Source organism: Pseudomonas sp. GW821-FHT07F01, assembly GCF_059418825.1.
In genome coordinates this window covers 271,834-294,452 of the sequence record NZ_JBWKQO010000001.1, presented here as the reverse complement: position 1 = coordinate 294,452, position 22,619 = coordinate 271,834, and the positions used below count along the sequence as shown (strand labels likewise).

At 66.4% G+C, this 22,619-nt stretch carries 19 protein-coding genes; 5 read left to right on the top strand and 14 right to left on the bottom strand.

Annotation, left to right across the window (positions count from 1 at the left end):
- Positions 1-433 precede the first annotated feature (433 nt).
- The 7 genes from AC07R1_RS01310 to AC07R1_RS01280 all read right to left on the bottom strand — a co-directional run bounded on the left by AC07R1_RS01310 (position 434) and on the right by AC07R1_RS01280 (position 8,490).
- Positions 434-1,072: a glutathione S-transferase family protein gene (locus AC07R1_RS01310; protein WP_065363584.1), complete on the bottom strand. Its 639-nt coding sequence runs from the start codon at positions 1,070-1,072 to the stop codon at positions 434-436.
- Positions 1,073-1,111: 39 nt separating this feature from the next.
- On the bottom strand, positions 1,112-2,140 hold the full coding sequence (gene rtcA / locus AC07R1_RS01305) for an RNA 3'-terminal phosphate cyclase (RefSeq protein WP_342404109.1): 1,029 nt from the start codon (positions 2,138-2,140) through the stop codon (positions 1,112-1,114).
- A gap of 8 nt (positions 2,141-2,148) precedes the next feature.
- Positions 2,149-2,937 carry a nucleotidyltransferase domain-containing protein gene (locus AC07R1_RS01300; protein ID WP_072451373.1) on the bottom strand — a complete coding sequence of 263 codons (789 nt, stop codon included), beginning with the start codon at positions 2,935-2,937 and terminating at the stop codon, positions 2,149-2,151.
- A 15-nt stretch (positions 2,938-2,952) separates the two neighbouring features.
- Positions 2,953-3,582, bottom strand: a complete 630-nt coding sequence (locus AC07R1_RS01295; RefSeq protein WP_065363583.1) for a hypothetical protein — start codon at positions 3,580-3,582, stop codon at positions 2,953-2,955.
- 16 nt (positions 3,583-3,598) lie between these two features.
- A complete protein-coding gene (locus AC07R1_RS01290; RefSeq protein WP_495110000.1) occupies positions 3,599-4,942 on the bottom strand; it encodes a PBS lyase in 1,344 nt (447 codons plus the stop codon).
- A gap of 4 nt (positions 4,943-4,946) precedes the next feature.
- Positions 4,947-6,173, bottom strand: coding sequence for an RtcB family protein (locus tag AC07R1_RS01285; protein ID WP_011060602.1), 1,227 nt, complete (start codon positions 6,171-6,173; stop codon positions 4,947-4,949).
- Positions 6,174-6,945: 772 nt separating this feature from the next.
- Positions 6,946-8,490, bottom strand: coding sequence for an RNA-binding protein (locus AC07R1_RS01280; protein ID WP_011060601.1), 1,545 nt, complete (start codon positions 8,488-8,490; stop codon positions 6,946-6,948).
- Positions 8,491-8,694: 204 nt separating this feature from the next.
- Here AC07R1_RS01280 and rtcR point away from each other — a divergent pair, with 204 nt between their 5' ends.
- Positions 8,695-10,287, top strand: coding sequence for an RNA repair transcriptional activator RtcR (rtcR, locus tag AC07R1_RS01275; protein ID WP_258611738.1), 1,593 nt, complete (start codon positions 8,695-8,697; stop codon positions 10,285-10,287).
- A gap of 124 nt (positions 10,288-10,411) precedes the next feature.
- Here the strand turns inward: rtcR and AC07R1_RS01270 are convergent, their stop codons facing one another.
- Positions 10,412-10,831 (bottom strand): PaaI family thioesterase, encoded by a 420-nt coding sequence (locus tag AC07R1_RS01270; RefSeq protein ID WP_495109999.1) that lies wholly within the window; start codon positions 10,829-10,831, stop codon positions 10,412-10,414.
- Positions 10,832-11,028: 197 nt separating this feature from the next.
- Here AC07R1_RS01270 and AC07R1_RS01265 point away from each other — a divergent pair, with 197 nt between their 5' ends.
- The gene (locus AC07R1_RS01265; RefSeq protein ID WP_011060598.1) at positions 11,029-11,826 is read left to right on the top strand and encodes a DUF4349 domain-containing protein; all 798 of its coding nucleotides are present in this window, start codon (positions 11,029-11,031) and stop codon (positions 11,824-11,826) included.
- A gap of 103 nt (positions 11,827-11,929) precedes the next feature.
- Here AC07R1_RS01265 and AC07R1_RS01260 read toward each other — a convergent pair whose 3' ends face one another.
- Both AC07R1_RS01260 and AC07R1_RS01255 read right to left on the bottom strand, forming a co-directional pair.
- Positions 11,930-12,472, bottom strand: a complete 543-nt coding sequence (locus AC07R1_RS01260; protein WP_026020092.1) for an ATP phosphoribosyltransferase regulatory subunit — start codon at positions 12,470-12,472, stop codon at positions 11,930-11,932.
- Between the two features lie 414 nt (positions 12,473-12,886).
- Positions 12,887-13,978 carry a DUF1615 domain-containing protein gene (locus AC07R1_RS01255; protein WP_015635084.1) on the bottom strand — a complete coding sequence of 364 codons (1,092 nt, stop codon included), beginning with the start codon at positions 13,976-13,978 and terminating at the stop codon, positions 12,887-12,889.
- Positions 13,979-14,310: 332 nt separating this feature from the next.
- Here AC07R1_RS01255 and AC07R1_RS01250 point away from each other — a divergent pair, with 332 nt between their 5' ends.
- Both AC07R1_RS01250 and AC07R1_RS01245 read left to right on the top strand, forming a co-directional pair.
- A complete protein-coding gene (locus AC07R1_RS01250) occupies positions 14,311-14,925 on the top strand; it encodes a LysE family translocator (RefSeq protein WP_011060595.1) in 615 nt (204 codons plus the stop codon).
- Positions 14,926-14,976: 51 nt separating this feature from the next.
- Entirely contained in the window at positions 14,977-16,527 is a 1,551-nt protein-coding gene (locus AC07R1_RS01245; RefSeq protein WP_495109998.1) for an FAD-dependent oxidoreductase, read from the top strand.
- On the opposite strand, the gene AC07R1_RS01240 is transcribed toward AC07R1_RS01245, so the two are convergent.
- Complete coding sequence (locus AC07R1_RS01240; RefSeq protein WP_495109997.1) at positions 16,514-17,371, bottom strand: SDR family NAD(P)-dependent oxidoreductase; 858 nt, start codon at positions 17,369-17,371, stop codon at positions 16,514-16,516. The two genes, AC07R1_RS01245 and AC07R1_RS01240, sit on opposite strands and share 14 nt — an antisense overlap.
- A 161-nt stretch (positions 17,372-17,532) precedes the next feature.
- On the opposite strand from AC07R1_RS01240, the gene AC07R1_RS01235 reads away from it, so the two are divergent.
- Complete coding sequence (locus AC07R1_RS01235) at positions 17,533-18,438, top strand: LysR substrate-binding domain-containing protein (RefSeq protein ID WP_495109996.1); 906 nt, start codon at positions 17,533-17,535, stop codon at positions 18,436-18,438.
- A gap of 39 nt (positions 18,439-18,477) precedes the next feature.
- Here the strand turns inward: AC07R1_RS01235 and AC07R1_RS01230 are convergent, their stop codons facing one another.
- From AC07R1_RS01230 to AC07R1_RS01220, 3 genes are all read right to left on the bottom strand, one after another.
- Complete coding sequence (locus AC07R1_RS01230; RefSeq protein WP_495109995.1) at positions 18,478-20,952, bottom strand: TonB-dependent siderophore receptor; 2,475 nt, start codon at positions 20,950-20,952, stop codon at positions 18,478-18,480.
- A 101-nt stretch (positions 20,953-21,053) separates the two neighbouring features.
- Positions 21,054-22,025: a FecR family protein gene (locus tag AC07R1_RS01225; RefSeq protein ID WP_495109994.1), complete on the bottom strand. Its 972-nt coding sequence runs from the start codon at positions 22,023-22,025 to the stop codon at positions 21,054-21,056.
- Complete coding sequence (locus AC07R1_RS01220; protein ID WP_015635079.1) at positions 22,022-22,543, bottom strand: sigma-70 family RNA polymerase sigma factor; 522 nt, start codon at positions 22,541-22,543, stop codon at positions 22,022-22,024. The genes AC07R1_RS01225 and AC07R1_RS01220 overlap by 4 nt, the downstream gene beginning before the upstream one ends.
- Positions 22,544-22,619 lie beyond the last annotated feature (76 nt).

The following is a 22,619-nucleotide window of genomic DNA, read 5'->3' as shown; positions in this document are numbered from 1 at the left end:
CCTGAGAGAAAACCGACACTGAACCGGGCGCGCAGACTGCCAGCTTCGCCCCAGGAAACTCAACCGCTGATTCACCTCTCTATCACCCCGCCTCCTAACCGCAGGAGCCGGCTTGCCGGCGAAGGGGCCCGCGAGCCCTGCATACGCCTGGCGGCCGCTTTCGCTGGCAAGCCAGCTCCTACGACGCGGGGCAAAGTGCCCCTCTCCCATCAATATCAAAACCCACCGTAGGAGCCGGCTTGCCGGCGAAGGGGCCCGCGAGCCCTGCATATGACTGGCGGATGCTTTCGCTGGCAAGCCAGCTCCTACGAGGATGCGGAGCAGAGTGCCCCTCTCCCATCAATATCAAAACCCCGTAGGAGCCGGCTTGCCGGCGAAGGGGCCCGCGAGCCCTGCATACGGCTGGCGGTCGCTTTCGCTGGCAAGCCAGCTCCTACGAGGATGCGGGGGGCCAGTGGCGGGCCAGGACCGCGGCGATGCGCGGTTCGCGGTCGATGCGTTGCAGCAGGGCGAGAAAATCGGGATGGCTATCGCGCAGGTGCTCTCGCGCGCCGGACCAGCGCGACACCACTGCCGCCTGGATATCCAGGGCACCCGGCGCCGCACCGCCGAAATATGGTCGCGACGCAAACTGCTCGGCGAACAGCCCCCAGCTGCGATACAGGCGCTCGGCCGCGGCGGCGCGCACCCGGGCCTTGAGCGGTTCGTCGGGGTCGCTGATCCAGCGTTCCGGGTAGTCGAGGATGCCGATGGCCGAATAGCAGTTGGCGGCGATGTACACCAGGCCGCGTATCACCTGGGCCCGGGCTGACGCTGGCGCAGGCAGCAACCCGGAGTCGGGAAACTCCAGGCCCAGGTGGATCAGGATCGCCGCGCTTTCGGTGAGGATGCTGCCATCGGGCAGTTGCAGGGTGGGAATCTGCAACAGCGGATTGAGCCGTGCCAGGGCCTCGCGCCCGGGGCTGTCCTCCCAGGGCGCGGCCTCGATGCGGCGGTAGGCCAGCTGGCAGTACTCCAGGGCGATCTCGACGATGGCCGAGCCGGTGCCCTGGCTTCCATACAGGTGATACATGGCGACAACCTCCTTGATGACCCGGGCCCATTAGCCCTTTCACGACAGGGCGTGGCATTGCACCTGCAGTACTTGCTCGCTCAGTGGCCGCGCCTCGATCCGCACCGGCAAGAATGCCTCGATCACCCGGATATTGCTCTGCAGGTGCTCGGTCATGCACGGCGTGGTGAAGCTGCCGCCACCGGCCAGGGCCATGGGCAGCAACAGTTGATCGGCCAGGTGTTCCGCCACTGCGGCACCGGAGTCCAGCCAGTCCCGGGCCTGATCGATGGCGCCGTCGGCGACCTTCTCCGCCCGCAGGCTGTTCTGGCCGAAACCGCAAAACAGCTCGGTCAGGTGCTCGAAGGCGAACTCCAGCAGCAGCACATTGCCCGGGCCGTATTCTTCATCCAGCAGCACCGGGGTGAGCTGCTCGCGAGGCAGTTGCAGGCGATCGTGCACCCGGCGCAACTCGCGTTCCGCCACATGCTCGGGCAGGCCCGCGCTCAAGGCCCAGGCTCGACTGCCGAGCAATGCTCCGCGCTCTTGAAGATGCAAGGGTTGCAGCTCCGAAGGCTGGATAAAGGCCTCCAGCTCACCACCGCCGGCCGGGACAAAACCATGGCGCAGCAACTGCAGTTCCACCCGCCCGCCCATGCGCCGCAGTTGCGGCAGCCAGGCCTGCTGTAGGAAATCCACCGGCGGCGCCAGGGGGTTGTGGGTGCCGCCGCTGATGCTCACGCGGCTCGGCTGCGGCGCTCGCAGCAAGGCCGGCAGCAGGGTCTGCAGCACCAGGGTGCAACTGCCGGCGGTGCCAATGGCGAAGCGGTAGTCGCCGCCGTGGATCGGCCCCGGCTCGAAGCTCAGGACCTGGGAGCCAAGCTCGGCCCCAGTGGTTCTGGCGCCACATACCTGGGCCGCCGCCAGCACCGCGGTCAGGTGCTGGCGCAACAGCCCCGGGCGGCTGCGCCGGGCGCGAATATTATGGATACGCAGGGTCTTGCCGGTGAGCATCGACAGGCTCAGGGCGCTGCGCAGTACCTGGCCGCCGCCGATGGCGCCGTCCAGTTCGATTACATCCTGTTTCATCACATTCCTCAGGCGTAGTGCCGGACCGTTTCCCGCAGGTAAGCGTCCAGCAACGCGTTGTCTTCATGGGTACGCGCCAGTTTCGGCACCGGGCGTTCCAGCTCGGCGGCGATAAAGGCGTGCAGTGCCGGGCGTCGCGGTCCGTAGGCGGACTCGTCGGCGCAGCGTTTCAAAACCAGCAGCTCGGCCACCTCGTCCAGCAGTGGCTGATGGTCGACGGTGGTCAGCAGGTCGGCGAAGGTCATCGGCGGTCGGCCGCGCCCCTGGTCGATCCAGCGCACCGCGAGCAAGGGCCGCAGGACGTAGAAGTACTTCTTGAAGCGCACGCTGTCGCCTTGCAGGTAACCGCGAAAGTTCTTCCTGGCCATCGACAGATAATGGTTGCGCGCCGCCGGCGGGCTGTAGAACGCCTCGGCCAGCTCGCGCAGGCGCTCGGCGGCGGTCGGTTCGCTGCGGTACACCAGGGGCGAATCCAGCCATTCCAGCAGGGTCGGGTTGGACTTGCGCAACAGCCCCAGGGTCTTGCGCAGTTCCCAGCCGCTGATGTCCAGCTCGTCGTCCAGGGGCCGCTCGATCACGTCGCGCCCGGCATCCACCTGGATGAACCATTCGGGCTTTTCCACATAGACGAAACGCACATCGTAATCGCTGTCGGTAGAGGCAAAGCCCCAGGCCCGACTGCCGGATTCGCAGGCATACAGCACCTGCACATTGCGCTCGCGCTCGATCCGCGCCAGCTCGGCCAATACCCGTTCGCGCATGGCGCTGCTCAGGGGATGGCGCTCCAGATGTTCCATGATCCTTTTCCTTGTTCAATCCGTGGCGCTGGCGGCCAGCACACTCAGGGTCCGGCGCACGGGGTTCCACACCGTCAGGCACCAGACGCCCCACCACTCCAGGCCTTCGTCGAAATATTCACTCCAGGGCAGCAGATGCGGGCCCATGGCCGGGGCCTGACAATCCAGCTCCAGGCCGCCCACCCAGTTGATCACCTGGGGCTGCTGCTGGAGATCGAGCCCCAGCAGGTCCAGCCATTGGCCGTACACCTGGCGGGCCTGTTCGGCCCCACCCGGGAAATGCAGCCCGTACGGTGGCTGGCAAAACGCCCGGTACAAGGCCCAATCCTGCTGCTCCGGGTCTTCGCAAACCAGTTGCCGGACCTGCTGCGGGCTGAGCCGCTCAGGCAGTGCCCGCTCCGGTTCCCAGCGCATCTGCGGTTCACCAACGTCGGCGTAGCGCGGGTCCTGGCGCAGCTTTTTCCAGGCCTCACGGCGCCTGGCCATCAGGTGCTGATACAGGTGCTGCAAGCCCTGGCGATGCAAGGCCTGATTCACCTCGACACCCGGCTCCACCGCCAGCCGCACAAAATCGAACACGCAAAACGCCGCTTCCAGCTGTTGGCGCAGCGCCTGGCTGTGCTCATCTTCAACCGGGGTCAACATGGCGGTTCTCCTTTCCTCACAACAGCCGCTGGACCGAACCGGCGGGTAATTCCCCGGCGGCTTCCATTGCCTGCAAGCGTTGCACCATGGCCTCGCGCAGGGGCTTGGGGGTCACCGGGTCGAACATCCCGTAGCGGCTGCCGCACCAGCGTGCCAGGGCCTCGCGCCAATAGGCGGCGTCACTGCCGCCCTGCCCCAGGCGCCACAGCAGGTACTCCAACTGACGCCAGCCCGGTTTGAGGGCCAGCATGGCCCAGCGTCGCGCCTTGGGCAGATCGTGCCAATGCTGGTCCAGACGCTGCTCCAGGGCCTCGTCGAATACCGCCCACGGCTGCTGGCGCAACAGGCCCAGGGCGCAGTCGAAGACCTTGTCCGAGGCATCGTCCAGGGCCGCCAGTTGCTCGGCCATGCCACGTTCGCCCAGGGTTTGCAGGGCCTGCAGGCGCACGCTCAGCGCCGGCGATGCCAGGGCCTGGCGCACCATGGCATCGGCCTGTGGCTCCTGCAGCTCCCTGACCAACCCCAGTAGCCCCAGCCACTGGCGCTTGTTGCCCGGGGCCGGCTGCTGCAAGCGGGCCAGCAGCACTGCCCGCGGGTCCAGCCCATGGCGCGGCGCGGCCCAGTGGGCCAGGCAACGCAAGGCCCCCGAAGGGTCGAGCAGGGCCTGCGCCAGATACTCGCGACAATCGGCCAGGCGCGACAGCAGCAGCCGCAGGGCCTTGACCCGCACACTGGCGCCGCAGCTGCGCATCACCTCTTCCAGCAAGGGCAGCGCCTGCTCATCGGGCAGTTCGGCGCAGGCGTCCACCGCCATCTGCCGCACGCTGACCTCCGGGTGGCGCAGGGCCATGGCCAGCAGCGCCGGTCGGTCTTCGACGCCCTTGAGCAACAGCTCGAAGACAAAGCGCGCAGCCTTGCCCCGGCAAGTGCCAAAGGCCCCTTGCACCTGGTCGCGCACCTGGGCCAGTTGCAACACGGCGCTGGCCCGCTCCAAGGTCGCGCCGTGGTCGGCGCGCTGCTTGCCCGCCAGGGCCAGCAGCGGTGCCAGGGTCTGCAACAGCAGCCCGGCATGCTCCGGCACCCAATAGGCCTCGACCGCCGCGGCGGCCTCCTGGCGAACCTGGGGCACCCAGTCGTTGAGGCGCTCCAGCAAAGCCACCAGGGCCTCTGCCGAAGGCTGCGCGGCCAGCCCGCGCACCGCGGCCTGACGCACGAAACCGTTGCCGAAGCGGCTCAGCTCCAGCCAGGCGCTGTGCCTGTCCAACTCGTCCATCACCTCCCGCACGCGGCGGGCTTCGTAGTCGCTCAGCTGGTACTGCCAGCCGGGCGGGGTTGTTATCAATGCATCCATGTCGTCCATTGCTCTACCCCTTAACGCACACCACCTGACGCAGGGTGTGCAGCACTTCCACCAGCTCGCGCTGGGCGTGCATCACTTGGTCGATGTCCTTGTAGGCCATCGGGATTTCATCGATCACCGCTTCGTCCTTACGGCACTCCACATGGGCGGTCGCGCGGATCTGGTCGGCCAGGGTGAAGGTGTTCTTGGCCTTGGTGCGGCTCATGGTACGCCCCGCGCCGTGGCTGCAGGAGCAGAACGCCTCCTCGTTACCCAATCCGCGGACAATGAAGCTCTTGGCCCCCATCGAACCCGGAATGATCCCCAGCTCGCCCTTCTTCGCCGACACCGCCCCCTTGCGGGTCACCAGCACCTCTTCACCGAAGTGGCGCTCCTTCTGCACGTAGTTGTGGTGGCAGTTGACTGCCTCCAGCGCCACCTCGAAGGGCTTGCTGATCACCTTGCGGGTGGCCTGGATCACCAGTTGCATCATCAGCTCACGGTTCTGCCGGGCGAAATCCTGGGCCCAGGCCACCGCTTCCACGTAATCGTTGAAGTGCTGGCTGCCTTCCTCGAAATAGGCCAGGTCGCGGTCCGGCAGGTTGGCGATGTGCTGGCGCATATCGGCCTGGGCCAGGTGAATGAACAGGTTGCCGATGGCGTTACCTACGCCACGGGAACCGCTGTGGAGCATGAACCAGACCCGGTTGGCCTCATCCAGGCAGACCTCGATGAAGTGGTTACCCCCGCCGAGGGTTCCCAGGTGCTTGCGGTTGTTGCTGTTGGCCAGGGCCGGGTACTTATCGGTGATCGCCTTGAAACGTGGGTGCAGCGCAGCCCAGGCCTGGTCGGCCTGATTCGGCACGTCGCCCCAGGCGCCCTTATCGCGACCGCTACGGGGCGAGGTACGACCGTGAGGCACCGCCGCCTCGATGGCGCTACGCAATCCGGCCAGGTTATCCGGCAGGTCGGAGGCGGTCAGCGAAGTACGGGCGGCGATCATTCCGCAGCCGATATCCACCCCGACCGCAGCCGGGATGATCGCGCCCACCGTGGGGATCACGCTACCGATGGTCGAACCCTTACCCAAGTGCACGTCGGGCATCACCGCCAGGTGCTTGAAGATGAACGGCATCTTCGCAGTGTTCATCAATTGCTGGCGGGCTTCGTTTTCCACCGGCACGCCCTGGGTCCACATCTTGATCGGCTTGCCGTTGGCGACTTCCAGCAATTGGTAGGTCTTGTGTTCCATGTCGTTGACTCTTTTTCCTGTGGCCGCGGATACGGCCTTGTTCAATAGGGTGCGCAGGAGCCGGGTCGCAGAAGACGATCTCAGGGGTCTCTTCGCTGGCAAGCCAGCTCCTACGAAATTGCGGTGTTCGGTGCAAACGGCGACAAGTGAAGGTGAAACATGCAGCGCGCTCTGCCTCTGAGCTAGCACCTTGCGGTGAACGGGACTCGAACCCGCGACCACGCTGTCCTGTAGTTCCACCGGCATTCGCCGGGTCAATCGGTGCAGGCCGGGCCTGCGGGCAGCGACAAGGGAACAGGCACATTTGCTCTACCGACTGAGCTACAGCCTTGCGGCTGGCGGGGTTCGAACCCGCGACACGATGTAGTACCCGTGGCATTCGCTGCCATCCCGCCGAGGCGGGGGGAAAAGAGGCGACGACAAGGAATCGATGAAACGGTGCACTCGCGTTCTGACCATTGAACCACGGCGCCGTTTTCCGGCACCGGCGGGAATCGAACCCGCATCTCGAACCTTGGATGTAGTTCCATCAGCATTCGTCGCAAAAACTGCAAAAAAGGTGGCACGACAAAAGAAGTGACTGATCGCCGGATTCGAACCGGCTTAACCAATATGTACAGCCACTGGCATTCGTGCCGTCACCGGCCCTGACAAGAGTTGCTGAGACGCCTTTGGATGTAGTCACAGCGGCATTCAGGGCCAATGAGCAAAAAATCTGTGGTGTGCGCCGGCTGGCCGGCGCACGGTGTGTTTCATCCTCTACCGATCAGCGTTACATCGCCTCGATAGCCTTTACCCAGTGCTGCGCACCGTAATTGCCCGCAGTGAACTGCTCGATCACATCGAACACCGCGTCACTGAAGCCGCCGACGTTGAGGATGTCCTCGCGGTCCGGTGCCTGGGTCGTGGCCCCGGGCTGCATGTCGATGCACACCAGCTTCGCCTGCGGGTTGATGGCCCGGATCCGCTCCCACTGGCGCATCGTTTCCGTGGCGCCGTGGCGCCGCGCATCGATCCACGACTCGTTGTCCGAGACCAGGATCAGCGTGTCCACGCGGCTCTTGGCGTTGGCCAACTGCGCCAGGGGCGCCGAGCAGTTGGTCCCCCCTCCGCCGATGTTCGCCAGCTTCTGCGCATTGCTCATCACGCTGTCCCGCGGGTTGAGGTGGATGTTCACCACCCCACGCTCGAACGGCATGACCCGCGCCGCCGGCTGCTTGCGCAACACCGCGGCCGCCACCAGTGCCGCCACATCGATGCAGCGCACCGCGGTGGTGGCGCCCTGGCGATAGCCGGTAACAGGGCTGTGCATCGAGCCCGAGACATCCGGGCAGACCACCACGTTGCCCGCCAGCGCCGGCACGTTGGCCAGGGACAGCTCCAGGGCATCCTGCAGCGCCTCGCGGACCGGCTGCGGCACCTCGTCACCGGCCATGCGGTAGGCCGCCAGCAACTGGTACGGATAGACCCGAGCCTTGGCCACCTCCCCCGCATCCGCCAGCCGCGCCGCCACGTACTCGGTGCAACCCGGCACCTGGAACGCGCCGTGGCGCGCCAGGGTATTGAGGTTCATGCGCAGCCCCTGCCAGCCCATGTTGCGGGCCTGCCCGGCCCATTGTTCGGCGCTCAGTGTCTCGTTGCCGAGCAACTGGAACGGCACCTGGGGCACTTCCCGGGTCGCTCCGCTGCGAAACGCCAGCAGGTCCCGGGTCAACTCAGGCAGCGCCTGCACATCCACCGGCTTGCCGATCAACCAGGCAAAGAAGGCTTCACGCCAGGCCTCGCTTGGCTTGGGGTGAACCATCTTCACCACGTCCGCCAGGGACGGCTGGTTGCCGATCGAGGCCTGCAACAGCTGGCGCTCGGTGGCGCTGTTCAACCAGTTCTGCACCAGGCGCTTGGGCTGCGAACCCAGGGATTTGCGCCCGGTCACGCCGCTGCGCAGGATCTGCACGAAGTTGCGCAGCATCTTGCCGTTGTCCACCACCTGGGCGAACAGCTCCGGCACCAGGGCCGAGCGTTGCGCGGTCAGTGCCGCCAGCAGCAGCGCCGGCATGTCCTTCATATGGCCTTGCTGCCGAGCGTAACGGGCGGCCTGGGCGACGAAGCGGCTGTCCAGCTCGCTCACCAGTTGCAGCACCGCTTCCAGCTGGCCTTCAGGCGAGGTGTAGAAGGTCGAGTTCAGGCAACCGGTGACCGCCAGTTGGGCCAAGCGATGCTTGGCGTTGTAGGCATAGGCCCCGGCCTTGGAAGCGTTCAGGGTGGTGCTCGCTGGCGCTTTTGCCTGTTGGGTGTTGAACAGCTGGAAGTTGGCCATCTTGGCGTCTCGCTCTGTTGTCTTGTTCGTTGCCAGAGATATTGCAGCCGCTGTGCCAGGTTTTGATTTTCCACCAAACTATTTTTTAACTAATTGATTTATAAGGTTTTTATTTTTTATCACTTTTTCATCAAGTATCCGACAAGACAAACGCCTCGATAATTTTATATCTTTACTTATCGCTTTTTATCTCTAGGTATAAACATGTCGAACAAGCCCACGGTCGCCATAGGTTTTGTCGGTTCCACCCTCGATCGCGTCGGCAAGGGTGCCAACCGCTGGAGCCATTGGCGGCCCACGGTCGGTCTGTGCCAGCAGCAGGATGTGCTGATCAACCGCCTGGAGCTGGTCCATGGCCTGGACGCGCGGGATGTCAGCCTGGCCGAACGGGTGGCCAACGACGTGCGCCAGGTGTCGCCGGAAACCGAGGTGCGCCTGCACCCCATGGGCCTGAACAATCCCTGGGATTTCGAGGAGGTGTACGGCGCCCTGCACGACTTCACCAGCGCCTACCCGTTCGACACCGAGCGCGAGGACTACCTGGTGCACATCACCACCGGCACCCACGTGGCGCAGATCTGCTGGTTCCTGCTGACCGAGGCGCGCTACCTCCCTGCCCGGCTGATCCAGACCTCGCCGGCGCGGCGCCGCGACCCGGACCAGCACGCCACCGGCACCCACGCCCTGATCGACCTCGACCTGTCGCGCTACGACCGCATCGCCTCGCGTTTTGCCCACAAGCGCCTGGAAGGCCTGGCCTTCCTCAAGTCCGGGATCGCCACCCGCAACCCGGCATTCAACCGCTCCATCGAGCAGATCGAACGGGTTGCCGTGCGCTCCAGGGCACCGATGCTGCTGATCGGCCCCACCGGTGCCGGCAAGTCGTTCCTGGCCCGGCGCATCTATGAGCTCAAGCGTGGCCGGCACCAGGTGCAGGGGCGCTTTGTCGAGGTCAACTGCGCCACCCTGCGTGGGGACGGGGCCATGTCGGCACTGTTCGGCCATATCAAGGGCGCCTTCACCGGCGCCCAGAATGCCCGTGAAGGCCTGCTGCGGGCGGCGGATGGCGGCATGCTGTTTCTCGACGAGATCGGTGAACTGGGGCTGGACGAACAGGCCATGCTGCTCAAGGCCATCGAGGAGAAGCGCTTCTTTCCCATGGGTTCGGACCAGGAGGTGCAGAGCGATTTCCTGATCATCGCCGGCACCCACCGCGACCTGCGTGGCCGGGTGGCCCAGGGCCTGTTCCGCGAGGACCTGTATGCGCGGATCAACCTCTGGACCTTCAACCTGCCGGGGCTGGCGGGGCGCCGCGAAGACATCGAACCGAACATCGATTTCGAGCTGGAGCGTCACGCCCGGGAACAAGGGCAGCTGGTGCGCTTCAACCTTGAAGCGCGGCGACGCTACCTGGCCTTTGCCAGCTCCAGCGAAGCGGCGTGGCTGGGCAACTTCCGCGAGCTGTCGGCGTCCATCACCCGCATGGCCACCCTGGCCGACAGCGGGCGCATCGACCAGGCCCAGGCCGAGGAAGAGATCCAGCGCCTGCGCCACGCCTGGGGGCTGGAGAACCAAGAGGACGAACTGCAGAAACTGCTGGGCGACGATGTGGAGCTGGACCTGTTCGACCGCCTGCAACTCAAGGCAGTGATTGCCGAGTGCCGCCGCGCCGACAGCCTGTCGGAGGCGGGGCGCCGGCTGTTCGGCGTGTCACGCCTGGGCAAGGCCAACCCCAACGACGCCGACCGCCTGCGCAAATACCTGGCGCGTTTCGGCCTGGATTGGAAACAGCTGTAGCCGCTGCCGCAGGCTGCGCACGGCCCGCAGGGACGCAGGGTTTTCAAGATCGATAGAGGTTTGGCTGGCGATTGCCAAGTAAGGTCCTGCGGACCTTTGCGCAGCTTCGCGGGCTCAGCAGCGGCTACAGGGCTGCGGTTGGGACGGCGAAGACGCCGCTGGCCCGGGCCACTTCCCGTTCGCCGACCCGCAGCACCACGGTGGCAAAGGCCATCTGCCGGCCACGCTTGGCATGCTCCAGGTGCACCTCGATCCATTCCCCGACCTGCACCGCGCCCAGGTAGTCGAGGGTCATGCTGGCGGTGATCAACGGCAAGGGCGGATCGCTGGAAAACGCCATGGCGTAGCCCATGCCGATGTCCGCCAGGGTGGCGATGATGCCGCCATGCACCGTGCCCCGGCCGTTGGCGTGCCGGGCATCGGCCCGCAGGCCGACGCGCAGTTCGCTGCCACTGCTGCAGCCGTAGACCGGGCCGATCAGTTCCAGCAGCGGGCTGCTGCGGGGCAAGGGGGCAAAGCCTGGGGGGATAGCCGACTCGCGCATGACGCACTCCTTGATCTGCGCCGAAACACCGTCGTCCCGGGCTGACACAGGTGTAGTCCTGAACCCGCGCCGCGCCTATCAGCATCAGCCAGGAAAATTGTCGCCGATAAGCCAAGCCGGGATCGTGGTCTTTCCCCGAACGACGGTAAGATGCGCACCTGCGACCCTGTCGCCGATTCATCCCTCAAGGAGCCCCCATGCAGCATCAGGACGATCACCCTGCAAAATTCCGTCGACTGGCCCTGGCCCTGTTCGGCGCCCTGGCCCTCAGCGCCTGCTCTCCCGGCGACCACAACAGCAGCGCCGTGGCCTTGGGCGGGGCCCAGGGCAAGGCCGGCGCGCAATTGGCCTATGAGCATGAACTGAGCCTGTCGCTGCCAGCCGCGCAGATCGGTCCGCGCCTGGCGCAAACCCGCGAAGCCTGCGAGAAGGCCCAGTTCGGCCCGTGCAATATCCTGCGCCTGGAACAGGGCAAGTACCGTGCCCAGGTGACGCTGCGAATAGTCCCGGACGGTGTGGAGCCCATCGTCCAGCAGGCCTCCCAGGGCGCGGAACTGGGCGAGCGCATCACCAGCGCCGAAGACCTGGCCGATGCCGTGGCCGATGTGCAGCGCCAGCAGCAGCGCCTCAAGGCCCAGCAGCAGCGCCTGGACGAACTGGCGGCGCGCAAGGACATCAGCGTCAGCGACCTGATTGCCCTGAGCCGGGAACAGGCCGGCATCGAGAACGACCTGCAGGCCCTGGCCCAGACCGCCGCCGGCCAGCAACGCCGCCTGGACACCAACCTCCTGACCCTGAAGTTCCTGCCCAGCGACGGCGTCCAGCGCGAATCCAGCCTCAAGCGCGCCTTCAGCAACCTGCTGGACAACCTGGCCGACGGCACCGCCGAGGCCCTGGAGAAAGGCAGCTATGTGCTGCCCTTCGTGATCCTGGCCTTCCCCCTGGTGCTGCTGTGGGTCTGGCTGTGGCGCAAATTCGTACGCCGGCGCCCCTGACCCCACCCGTAGGAGCCGGCTTGCCGGCGAAGAGGCCCGCAAGCCTTGCACCGCCCTGGCGAACGCCTTCGCTGGCAAGCCAGTCCCTACCACACGCAGGCGGTCAAGCTTGCAGCGCCAGTTGCAGGCGCTCCAGGCCAATGCCGAAGCCGGCTCCCTGGCGATAGGCGCCTGCCCCCACCACTTGCTGCTGCGCCCCCAGGCGCGGGCAGCGCACTTCGAAACCCTCGCCATTGAGGTAGTAGGTCAGGCCGCGCTTGACCCCGAGGTTGAGCTGGTATTCCAGGCCCAAGACGTCGAGAAAGCCCACGCACAGTGCCCGCGCCTGCTCCAGGGCGCGCTGCGGATCGGGGCCGAGAATCTCCAGGCCCAACTGGGTGAACTCGCGGTAGCGCCCGGCTTGCGGCCGCTCGTAGCGATAGCAGCGGGCAACGTAGAAGAAGGCCGCCTGCTCGCGCCCCGCCAGCAGCTCGCCGGCGGTTTCCTGGAACAGCGCGGTGGCTTCCGGGATCAGGCAGCAAGGCCGCCCGGCCTTGTCGTTGAAGGCCCACATCTGGCCGATGACTTCGCTGCCGCCAGCCTTCTCGATAAAGGTGTCCTGGCCCCACAGCGCCGGGACAATGACTTCTTCAGCGCCCGCTTCGATGAAGCCAGCTCCGGAAGCGTCCTTCCAGGGTGCGCAGGGTAGCGGCTTGTTCGCCGGTGATCATTCGAGTGCCACGTAACATGGTCATGGGTCATTCCTCTGGTTTTTTGACAGGCAATAAAAAAGGCGCCTTGTGGGGCGCCTTGGTTTTTTTCATCGAAGGTCAGTGATCGCGATTGCTCGATGACTGACGGCTCGACGCGCACAAGCGACCACGGCCCCGGAGATGAGGTCGATGGTGATGAAGGCGGGAGACGAGCCGGGAAAAATTCATGGCGCATCCTGCCACGCCGCCCCCGGGCCTGACAAGCAAGCACCTGCGCCCCGCACAACAGTGCCCCCCTGTGGAAGCCGGCTTGCCGGCGAAGAGGCCCTGCATCGCCCTGGCGGCCGCCTTCGCTGGCAAGCCAGCTCCTACAGCGGGCGTTGCAGGCAGCGCTGGTAGCGTTCGTCCACCCGTTTGGCGAACCAGGCGGTGGTCAGCTGGCGGGTGATCTTCGGGCTCTTGAGTTCGATACCGGGCAGTTGCTGGCGCGGTACGGGCTTGCCCGCCGTGCGATCGGCCAGGGCGAACACCTGACGGTACAGCTCGGTTTCTTCGAAGTCCTGGCGGTCGCCCTTCTCCAGCTGGGCGCGGATCTGCGGGTTACGCAGCCCCAGCTGCTTGCCCAGGGTGCGCACCGCCAGCTCGGTGCTGCCGGGCATGACCGAGCCGTAGCGGATCAGGTCGCCATCCAGCGCCAGCCTGATCCCGCTGGCACGGCTCACCGCGCTCTGGAACGCCGCGTTGCGGCTGGCGTACCAGCCGGCGTTGAAATCGGCGAAACGGTACAACGGCTGCGGGTAGTCCACCGGGTAGCCCAACAGGTGGGCGATGCCGAAATACAGGCCGCCGCGGCGGCTGAAGACCTCATGACGGATGGAGTCCTGCACCGGGTAGGGATAGCCCTGGGCATGCTGCTGGGCGAACTCGATGCTGACCTGCATCGGCCCACCGGTGTGCACCGGGTTGAAGCCGCCGAACAGGGTCTTGCCCAGGGGCACCATGCCGATGAAGTCATCGAAGATCGCACTCAATTCCTTCTCGCTGCGGGCACTGGCCAGGCGCTGGCTGTAGGACTGGCCGTCCGGGCCGCGCACTTGCAGGGCGGCGCTGACCAGCAGCGCCGGCACATGCACCTTGGCCGCGCGGCGGTCGATCTCTTGCCGGGCGATGCGCCCCAGGCCCGGCACCGTCGGGTCGACCTGGAAGGTGGACTCCTGCTCGGTCACCGCCAGCACCGCGCACAGGTTGCTCTGGCTCGGCTCAAGGCCCTGGGCGCTGAAGGCCACCTGGATGTCCCGGGCCCAGCCCGGGCGGTCCGCCACCTGGGCCGGCAGCAGGCGCAGGATCCGGGCCTGGGTCTGTTCGGGGGTCAGTGTTGGTGCCTGGGGGCCGCGCTGGCTGGCGCAACCGGCCAGCAGCGACAGGCCCAGGAAGCAACTGAGAAGACGAGAGGAAATCATGGGGCTCCGCGAGATGGCTGGGCGAGGGCCGTGCAAGTAAAGCAGCGGCTGGGGCGTTCGACCAAGGAATGCGAGCGCTGTTCCCGCCGCGGCCCTTGTAGCCGCTGCCGCAGGCTGCGTAGCAGACGCCGCGACCCTGAGGCCTCTGCGGGATCGGCGGGAGATCGCCAGGCAAGGTCCTGCGGACCTTTGCGCAGCTTCGCGGGCTCAGCAGCGGCTACAGGCTAGAATCCTTCTATTGGCGGTGTGGCTGGGTGTATTTTGATGACCCCCGACCTCGGTGTGGCGCCCAGCCCTGACCCCGCGCCTGCCCTCAATGGAGTGATGCCCGGATGTTGACCCTGGATTTCCTGATCACCAGCCTGATCGTCGTGCTGATTCCCGGCAGCGGCGTGATCCTGACCATTTCCACCGCCCTGGTGGCCGGCAAGCGCGCCAGCCTGTTCACCGCCATCGGCTGCACCGCCGGGATTGTCCCGCACCTGCTGGCCTCGATCCTCGGCCTGTCGGCCATCCTGCACTCCAGCGCGCTGGCCTTCCAGGGCCTGAAGTTCGCCGGCGTCGCCTACCTGCTGTACCTGGCCTACGCCACCTGGCGCGACCGCTCGGCCTTCGCCGTGGACAGCAACGCCGTCAGCCATGGCCCCGGCGCGCTGATGCTCAAGGCCTGCCTGCTGAATATCCTCAACCCCAAGCTGACCCTCTTCTTCCTGGCCTTCCTGCCCCAGTTCATCGCCCATGACGGCAGCGACCCGATCCCGCAGATGCTGCTCCTGAGCGGCGTGTTCATGGCCATGACCTTCTTCGTGTTCGTGCTCTATGGCCTGCTGGCCAACCTGTTCCGCACCGCGGTGATCGAATCGCCCCAGGTGCAGAACTGGCTGCGCCGCAGTTTTGCCGCAAGCTTCGCCGGGCTCGGCCTGAACCTGGCCTTCGCCCAGCGCTGAGCCCGGCGGCAGCCGCCTGCATGACCTTGATCGTCTACCGAGGGCAAGCCCATGAATTGCAGCGACGTACTGATCATCGGCGCCGGCCCCACCGGCCTGGTCCTGGCGCTCTGGCTGCGCCGGCAGGGGGTCAAGGTGCGGATCATCGACAAGACCCCGGGCCCGGGCACTACCTCCCGGGCCCTGGCGGTGCAGGCGCGAACCCTTGAGCTGTACCGCCAGCTGGACCTGACCCGGGCCATCGTCGAGCGCGGCCACCATGTGCCGGCGGTGAACCTCTGGGTCAAGGGCGAGCGCGCCGCCCACCTGCCGTTCAACGCCATCGGCGAAGACCTGACGCCCTACCCCTTCCTGCAGATCTTTCCTCAGGACGAACACGAGCAACTGCTGATCGAACGCCTGGCGCTGCAGGGGGTGGAGGTCGAACGCAACACCGAGCTGCTGGCCTTCACCGACCACGGCCACCTGATCAACGCCCGCCTGCGCGGCCCCGACGGGCGCGAAGAACACTGCCAGGCGTTCTACCTGGCCGGCTGCGACGGCGCCCGCTCCACGGTGCGCAAGACCCTGGGCACCGGCTTTCCCGGCGGCACCTATCAGCAGGTGTTCTACGTCGCGGATGTGCAGGCCAGCGGCCCGAGCATCGACGGCCAGTTGCACGTGGACCTGGACGACGCCGACTTTCTCGCGGTGTTCCCCCTGGCCCAGAGCGGCCGCGCACGGCTGATCGGCACGGTGCGCGACGAACGTGCCGAGCACCCCGAGAACCTGCGCTTCGAGGACGTCAGCCAGCGCGCCATGCGCCAGCTCAAGGTCGAGGTGGCCCAGGTCAACTGGTTCTCCACCTACAAGGTGCATCACCGGGTGGCCGAGCAATTTCGCACCGGCCGGGTGTTCCTCCTCGGGGACGCCGCCCACGTGCACAGCCCGGCTGGCGGCCAGGGCATGAACACCGGGATCGGCGACGCCATCAACCTGGCCTGGAAACTGGCAGCGGTACTGAGCGGCAAGAGTGCCGAACGCCTGCTGGAAACCTACGCCACCGAACGCATGGAGTTCGCGCGGCGCCTGGTGGCCACCACCGACCGGGTGTTCAGCTTCGCCACCGCCGACGGCCCGGTGGCCTACCTGGCGCGCACCCGCCTGGCGCCCCTGCTGCTGCCGAAGATCGCCGCCTTCGACAGCGCCCGGGAGTTTCTCTTCCGTACCGTGTCGCAGATCACCCTGAACTACCGCGGCATGCCCCTGAGCGCCGGCGGCGTCGGCCCGGTGCACGGCGGCGACCGCCTGCCCTGGGTGCGCGATGGTGAACACGACAACTTCGACAGCCTGGAGTACCTGGGCTGGCAGGTGCATGTCTACGGCGTCACCAGTGACGCCCTGCGCGACTGGTGCACCGCGCACCAGGTGCCGTTGCGCACCTTCGACTGGCGCCCGGCCCATGCCGCCGCGGGGCTGGCGCGCAACGCCTTCTACCTGCTGCGCCCGGACACCTACGTGGCCCTGGCCGAGCGCTCGGCCGACCCGCGCGTGCTGGAACGCTACTTCCGCGAACGGGAGATTTCCCCGCAGAGCGCCGCCCCCTCCCTCACCCCCCGATGAAAGGCTGCTTGATCTGCCCCCAGCGCCGGGCGAACTGCTCCGGCGTGGCCGCCGTGATCCGCTTCAGGTCCCGGGGGTAATCCACACCGGGGGCCTCCTGGGGGCGCCAGGCACTGAACTGGCCATTGCTGGCCCGCAGGATGTAGCCGCTGTCCTGGCACTGCTCGCTGACCAGAAACAGCACCCCCGGCGTCACCCAGTCCGGCTTGAGCTCCGGCGGCTCCTCGCTGACGCCCCACATGCGGGTCTTGGCCACCGGCGACACCGCGTTGACCCGGATCCCGTGCTCCGCCCCTTCCTGGCCCAGAGCATTCATGATCCCGACCTGGGCCATCTTGCCCGCGCAGTAGGCCAGCAGCCCCGGCTGGGCATATTCCGGGTACAGCGCACGGTCAGAGGTGGTCAACAGCAGCCGCGGTGCGGCGGACTGCCGCAGATGGGGCCAGGCATGCCTGGCCAGCCAGATGGGCGCATACAGGTGGATCCCCAGCATGCGCTCGAGAAACCCGGCGTCGGTCTGCTCCAGCGCCTGGTAGCCAACCCAGCCGGCGTTGTGAATCAGGATATCCAGGCTGCCAAAGGCCTCCAGGGTGCGCTGCACCAGCCCCTGGCAACCGGCCTCGGTGCCCAGGTCGGCGGTGTCGGCCAGCGCCCTGGCACCGCTGGCCCGCAAGGCCCGCACCGCATCATGGGCGACACTGTCATCCGCCCCGCTACCGCTGCCGTCACTCCCGCAATCGCTGATCACCACCTGGGCACCACGACGGGCCAGGGCCCGTGCATAACTCAAGCCCAGGCCGCGCCCGGCGCCGGTGACAATCGCCGTTCTGCCGCTGAAATCCATGCTCTTCCCTCCTGTGTGAATTCCAGGGTAACAGCATGAAAATCAGTGACTTAATACTAAATTCCAGGTTCTGTGAGAGGTTTTTGATATCAATGAATTCGCTGTGAAACCATGAGCCTTGGAGTTTACAGTCCCATAGCCCCCAGCCAGGAAGCATCGCCATGATCGAAACGCGCCTGTTGCGCCAGTTCATCGCCGTCGCCGAAGAACTGCACTTTCACAAGGCCGCCACGCGCCTGCACATGGCCCAGCCGCCCCTGAGCCAGGCCATCGCCCGCCTGGAGGAAAAACTCGGTTTCAGCCTCCTGCGGCGCAATCGTCGAGGCGTGGCCCTGACCCCGGCCGGGGCGGACTTTCTGCACAGCGCCCGGCGCACCCTCGCCACCCTGGAACAGGGCATCGAGCAGGCGCGCCATATTGCCCAGGGCCTGGCCGGCAGCCTGCGCGTCAGTAGCCTGTCCCTGGCCGGCTACCCGAGCTTGCTCGCCAGCCTGCGGGGCTTTCGCCAGGCCTTGCCCGAAGTGCGCCTGGAACTGCGGGAACTGCCTTCGGCCGAGCAGCTCAAGGGCTTGCTCGGCGGCGACATCGACCTGGCGTTCATGCGTGAGCTGCCGCTGCCCGAAGGGCAGATAGCCTCGCGCTTGATCCTCGATGAACCGATCCTCATCGCCCTGCCCCACGACCACCCCCAGGCCCAGGCGCCAGAGGTAGACCTGCGGGAGCTGGCCAACGACGACTTCGTGTTCACGCCCCAGGCCCTGGGCAGCGGCTACCACAACCAGCTGATGGCGCTGTGCAGCGCGGCCGGGTTCACCCCGAAGGTGGTCCAGGAAGTGGCCCGGGTCCACACCCAGCTGGGCCTGGTGGGCTGCGGTTTCGGCGTGGCCCTGGTGCCCCGCTCGATGGCCGATGCGGTGCTGCAGGGCTGCGTCGCCTACCGCCCGCTGCGGGCCATGGGCACGCAGCCCGGGCCAAGCATCGGGCTGTACATGAACTGGCACCGGGACAACCCTTCGCCACAGCTGCAGCGTTTCATGGCCTTGCTCGACGCCGGGCCCGGGGCCTGAAGCGGCCGTGCAGAAGGCCTGAGCGGCCGCCACCGGGCCTTAGAAGTCGGCCTTGACCGACAGGGTGAAGTTGCGCGGATCACCGTAGAAATTGCCGAAGCCTTCGGTGCCGATGGTGGTGTAGTAGCGCTTGTCCAGCAGGTTGTTGCCGTTGAGCGCCAGGGACCAGGTGTCATCGATGCGATAACCGATGCGCCCGTTCCAGATCGCATAGCCGGCCTGGCGGATGTGCTTGCCGCTGGTAGGCGAGACCCGGTAGTTGTCACTCTGGGCGTTGACCCCGGCCCCCACGGTGAAGCGCTCCAGGGCACCGCCCAGCTGGTAGTCGCCCCAGACCCGCAGCAGGTGCCGCGGCACGTAGCTGTTGTACGCCAGGCCGGTGTTGGCGCCGTCGGCATCCTCCAGGATCTTGGTCTGGGTGTAGGTGTAGCCAGCCAGCACTTGCAGGCGCTCGATCACCTCACCACTGACTTCGGCTTCAACGCCCTGGGCGCGGACCTTGCCCGAGTTCAGCGAGCAGGTGCTGTCGGGGCACAACGGATCGTCCTGGGCAGCGTCTTGCTGAATCGTGCGGAACAGGCTCAAGGCGCTGTTGAGGCGGCCGTCGAACCACTCGCCCTTGATCCCCGCTTCGTAGCTCTTGCCTACCAGGGGTTTGAGGGAGGCGCCGTCCAGGGTCCGATAGCTGCCCTGGGGAGTGAAGATGCTGGAGTAGCTGGCGTAGGCCGTGAGGTTGTCGTTGAGGTCGTACAGCACCCCGGCGAACGGCGTGACCTCGCCGGTTTCCTTGGATCGGGCACTGCTGGGGGTGCGGGTATCGCGCCAGTAGGCCACCGAATCGTTCTGCGACTTGTACCAGCTCACCCGGCTGCCCATGACCAGGGTCAGCGGGTCGGCGAGCTTCAGGCGCAGGGTGGAATACAGCCCTTGCTGCTGGATCCGCAGATCAGTGGGGCCGCCCCGGGTGGAGTTGCTTTGGTAGTAGCTGTCATCGGGCTTGGGCAAGTGGTGATCGGGGTCCAGCACGTTCTGGCGCTGCGGCAACACGGCCACGGCGTAGAAGTCGTCCTTGATCGAGCGGCTGGCGTTGGCGCCGAAGGTCAGCTCGTGCTCCTGGCCAAAGGCCTGGAAGTGCCCGTCGACATAGGCGTCGAAGCCGTAGTCCACCTGGTCGTAGTCGTAGATGCTGCCCAGCATCAGGGTGCTGGAGCGGCTGGCGCCCACCGGCACCGAACCGCTGGGGAAGGCGTACTCGATGTCCTGGGTATTGCGGCTGTAGACCCCGGCCACCTTCAGCGCCCAGTCGTCGTTGAGTTGCTGGCGCAGGTCGGCGAAATAGGTCGCGCGCTTGCTGCGCGAGTTGTTCCAGGCGGTGTTCAGGCAGGTGGAACGGCCCAGCTTGAGGTCGCTGCCGTCGCTGTAGCGCGGCAGGCCGCCCCAGCACGGGCGCGAGTCGACGTCTTCATAGGCCATGCCCAGGCCCAGGGTGGTGGCGTCGCTGAGGTCGAAATCCAGGGCGCCGTAGTAGACCTGGTCCTTGCGATCCCCCAGGTCGTAGAAGTACTGCCGGGTCTGCTGGGTCACCACGGCCCGGCCACGGACGGTACCGGCATCGTTCAACGGCCCGCCGGTGTCCACCTGGGCCCGGTAGTTGTCCCAGCTGCCGGCGGACATCGTCAGTTCGGTGTGGGGCGTGGCCTGGCCGCGCTTGCGCACGAAGTTCACCGAGCCGGCAGTGCCGCCCGCGCCCTTGAGCATGCCGGCAGCGCCGCGCAGGATCTCCACCCGGTCATAGAAGGCCATGTCGCTGCTGAAGCTGTCGGCCTGTACGTAGCTGCTCCCCATGTCCAGGGGCACGCCGTCGTACTGGTACTGGCCGGTCATGCGAAAGCCCCGGGAGTAGAAATACTTGCCACCCATGGGCGAGTCGTAAAGGGTGATGCCCGGGGTCTTCTCCATCACCTGGTCAATGGTGTTGAGGTTCTGGTCATCGAGCATCTTGCGGGTGATCACGGTCACCGACTGCGGGGTTTCCTTGAGCGAATGCTGGCCCTTGCCGATGGTGACCGCGCCAGTGGTGTAGGAACCGGAATACTCGGTGGTGGCCCCCAGCTCCTGGCCCTGCACCTGGGTGGTGCCCAGCTCCAGAGCGCCGCTGCCCTGGGGCACGGGGCGCAGCACGAAGCTGCCGTTGCTCTGGGGCTCGGCCTGCCAGCCGCTGCCGGCGAGAATCCGCGCAAAGCCTTCCTGTACCCCGTATTCACCCTTGAGCCCCGCCGAACGCAGGCCGGCGGTCTGCCGGGCATCGAAGGAAATGGCCGCGCCGGCCGCGCTGGCGTAACGGCTCAGCACCTCGGTCAGGTCACCGGCGGCAATATCGAAGCGGCGCACCGCGGTCTGTTCGCTGGCCGCCACCGCGGTCAACGGCAGCAGTGCCGCCCCGTAGACCGCCAGTGCCCCCCAGAGCCCGACCTTGATTGCCTGGGCCAACTTCGACTTGTGAACATTAGACATGCTTTGCCTTCCCCGCTAACGAAAATGAATCCACTGGGGGGTAAGCCGGACCAGGAGGGGCAAACATGCAAAGACCCTTGAATTTTTTTCGCCCCGCGGATTCAACCCACGCGGCTATCGGAAACCCGTACCCAGTAGCGGGTGTAGCGCTTGATCTGCAGGGAGAAACCGCTTTCCAGCGCCGCCAGGGCGCGGTCGGTGTCATCGATGGGAAAAGCCCCGGAGATCTTCAGCCCGGCAATCTGCGGATCGCACTGCACAACCCCGCGGCGGTAGCGCGACAGGTCGGCCAGCAATTCCCCCAGGGGCCGGTCGATGGCGATGATGCTGCCCTGGCGCCAGGCACCCACCGCGGCATCGTTGGGCCGCAGCGCAGCAAAGCCCCTGGCGCTGAACGCCAGTTGCTGGCCGGCCTCGACCCGGCGCGGCGCGCTGCCTGCGCCCAGGCTGACCTGCACCGCGTGCTCCAGCACCGCCACCTGCTCCTCACGCTCATCGCTGCGCAGCACGAAGCGAGTGCCCAGGGCCAGCACCTCGGCGTCCCGGGTGAAGACCCGGAACGGCCGCTGCAAGGGATCGGCAGCGGTGCTGACCAGCATCTCGCCCCACAACAGCTGCACCTTGCGTTGCTGACTGTCGAACTGCACGTTGATCGAGGTGTTGGTATTGAGCAGCAGCGAAGTGCCGTCCGCCAGGCGCACTTGCCGGCGCTCGCCGATCTGGGTCCGATAGTCGGCCAGCAGTTGCTGGGCACTGTCGCTGCGCCAGCCCAGCCAGCCCAGGGAACCGGCCGAGGCCAGCACCACCAGGTTGCGCATCAGCTCGCGGCGCGAGCGCCCTGCCCCGCGCAAGGTGGAACCGGCCAGGCCGCCGGGCAGTGCCGACATCTGCTCGCCCAGTTGCTGCATGCGTTCCCACGCCTGGCGGTGCAAGGGGTCGGCGGCCAGCCATTCGCGCCAGGCGGCCTGCTCCTGCTCGCTGGCGCTGCCGGAGCGCAATTGCGCGTACCAGCGTGCCGCGCCGCTGATGGCCTGGCGCTCGCCGACGCTCAGTTGCAGGCCGGCGAAACTCATGACAGCTGCATCCGCATCTGCATCAGGCAGCAATGCTCCATGGCCTTGGCCATGTAGTTGCTCACGCTGCGCACGGAAATCTGCAGGCGCTCGGCGATCTGCTCGTAGGTCAGGCCGTCGCACTGGGACAGCAGGAAAGCCTGTTTCACCTTGGGCCCCAGGCCATCCAGCAGCCGGTCGATTTCCATCAGTGCCTGGAACAGCACGCTCTGCTCCTCCGGCGACGGGTGCTCGCCCTCGGGCACCAGCGCCAGGGCTTCGAGGTAGGCCTGCTCCAGGGAACGCCGGCGAAACAGATCGATCAGCAGGCCCCGGGCAATGCGCGACAGGTAGGGCCGCGGCTCACGGATCTCCACTGCGTTGCGCGCCTTGAGCACCCGCACGAAGGTGTCCTGGGCCAGGTCGGCGGCATCGAAGGCGTTGCCCAGGCGCTGGCGCAACCAGCCCTGCAGCCAGCCATGGTGATGGGTGTAGAGGTCGGTGACGGCACAGCGCAGGGATAAGTCGTCGGCGGGCATGACAGTAAGGATTCATATTTGATAATGAATCGCATTGTCATGTAGAGGCGGAAGTCTTGGCAAGAGCCACGAACGC

Coding starts and splice junctions, on each gene's coding strand:
- AC07R1_RS01280 (WP_011060601.1), bottom strand. CDS start 8,490: ATGGCCAACTTCCAGCTGTTCAACACCCAACAGGCAAAAGCGCCAGCG.
- rtcR (WP_258611738.1), top strand. CDS start 8,695: ATGTCGAACAAGCCCACGGTCGCCATAGGTTTTGTCGGTTCCACCCTC.
- AC07R1_RS01225 (WP_495109994.1), bottom strand. CDS start 22,025: ATGAGTTTCGCCGGCCTGCAACTGAGCGTCGGCGAGCGCCAGGCCATC.
- rtcA (WP_342404109.1), bottom strand. CDS start 2,140: ATGAAACAGGATGTAATCGAACTGGACGGCGCCATCGGCGGCGGCCAG.
- AC07R1_RS01265 (WP_011060598.1), top strand. CDS start 11,029: ATGCAGCATCAGGACGATCACCCTGCAAAATTCCGTCGACTGGCCCTG.
- AC07R1_RS01300 (WP_072451373.1), bottom strand. CDS start 2,937: ATGGAACATCTGGAGCGCCATCCCCTGAGCAGCGCCATGCGCGAACGG.
- AC07R1_RS01290 (WP_495110000.1), bottom strand. CDS start 4,942: ATGGACGACATGGATGCATTGATAACAACCCCGCCCGGCTGGCAGTAC.
- AC07R1_RS01245 (WP_495109998.1), top strand. CDS start 14,977: ATGAATTGCAGCGACGTACTGATCATCGGCGCCGGCCCCACCGGCCTG.
- AC07R1_RS01270 (WP_495109999.1), bottom strand. CDS start 10,831: ATGCGCGAGTCGGCTATCCCCCCAGGCTTTGCCCCCTTGCCCCGCAGC.
- AC07R1_RS01220 (WP_015635079.1), bottom strand. CDS start 22,543: ATGCCCGCCGACGACTTATCCCTGCGCTGTGCCGTCACCGACCTCTAC.
- AC07R1_RS01250 (WP_011060595.1), top strand. CDS start 14,311: ATGTTGACCCTGGATTTCCTGATCACCAGCCTGATCGTCGTGCTGATT.
- AC07R1_RS01235 (WP_495109996.1), top strand. CDS start 17,533: ATGATCGAAACGCGCCTGTTGCGCCAGTTCATCGCCGTCGCCGAAGAA.
- AC07R1_RS01285 (WP_011060602.1), bottom strand. CDS start 6,173: ATGGAACACAAGACCTACCAATTGCTGGAAGTCGCCAACGGCAAGCCG.
- AC07R1_RS01230 (WP_495109995.1), bottom strand. CDS start 20,952: ATGTCTAATGTTCACAAGTCGAAGTTGGCCCAGGCAATCAAGGTCGGG.
- AC07R1_RS01240 (WP_495109997.1), bottom strand. CDS start 17,371: ATGGATTTCAGCGGCAGAACGGCGATTGTCACCGGCGCCGGGCGCGGC.
- AC07R1_RS01310 (WP_065363584.1), bottom strand. CDS start 1,072: ATGTATCACCTGTATGGAAGCCAGGGCACCGGCTCGGCCATCGTCGAG.
- AC07R1_RS01255 (WP_015635084.1), bottom strand. CDS start 13,978: ATGATTTCCTCTCGTCTTCTCAGTTGCTTCCTGGGCCTGTCGCTGCTG.
- AC07R1_RS01295 (WP_065363583.1), bottom strand. CDS start 3,582: ATGTTGACCCCGGTTGAAGATGAGCACAGCCAGGCGCTGCGCCAACAG.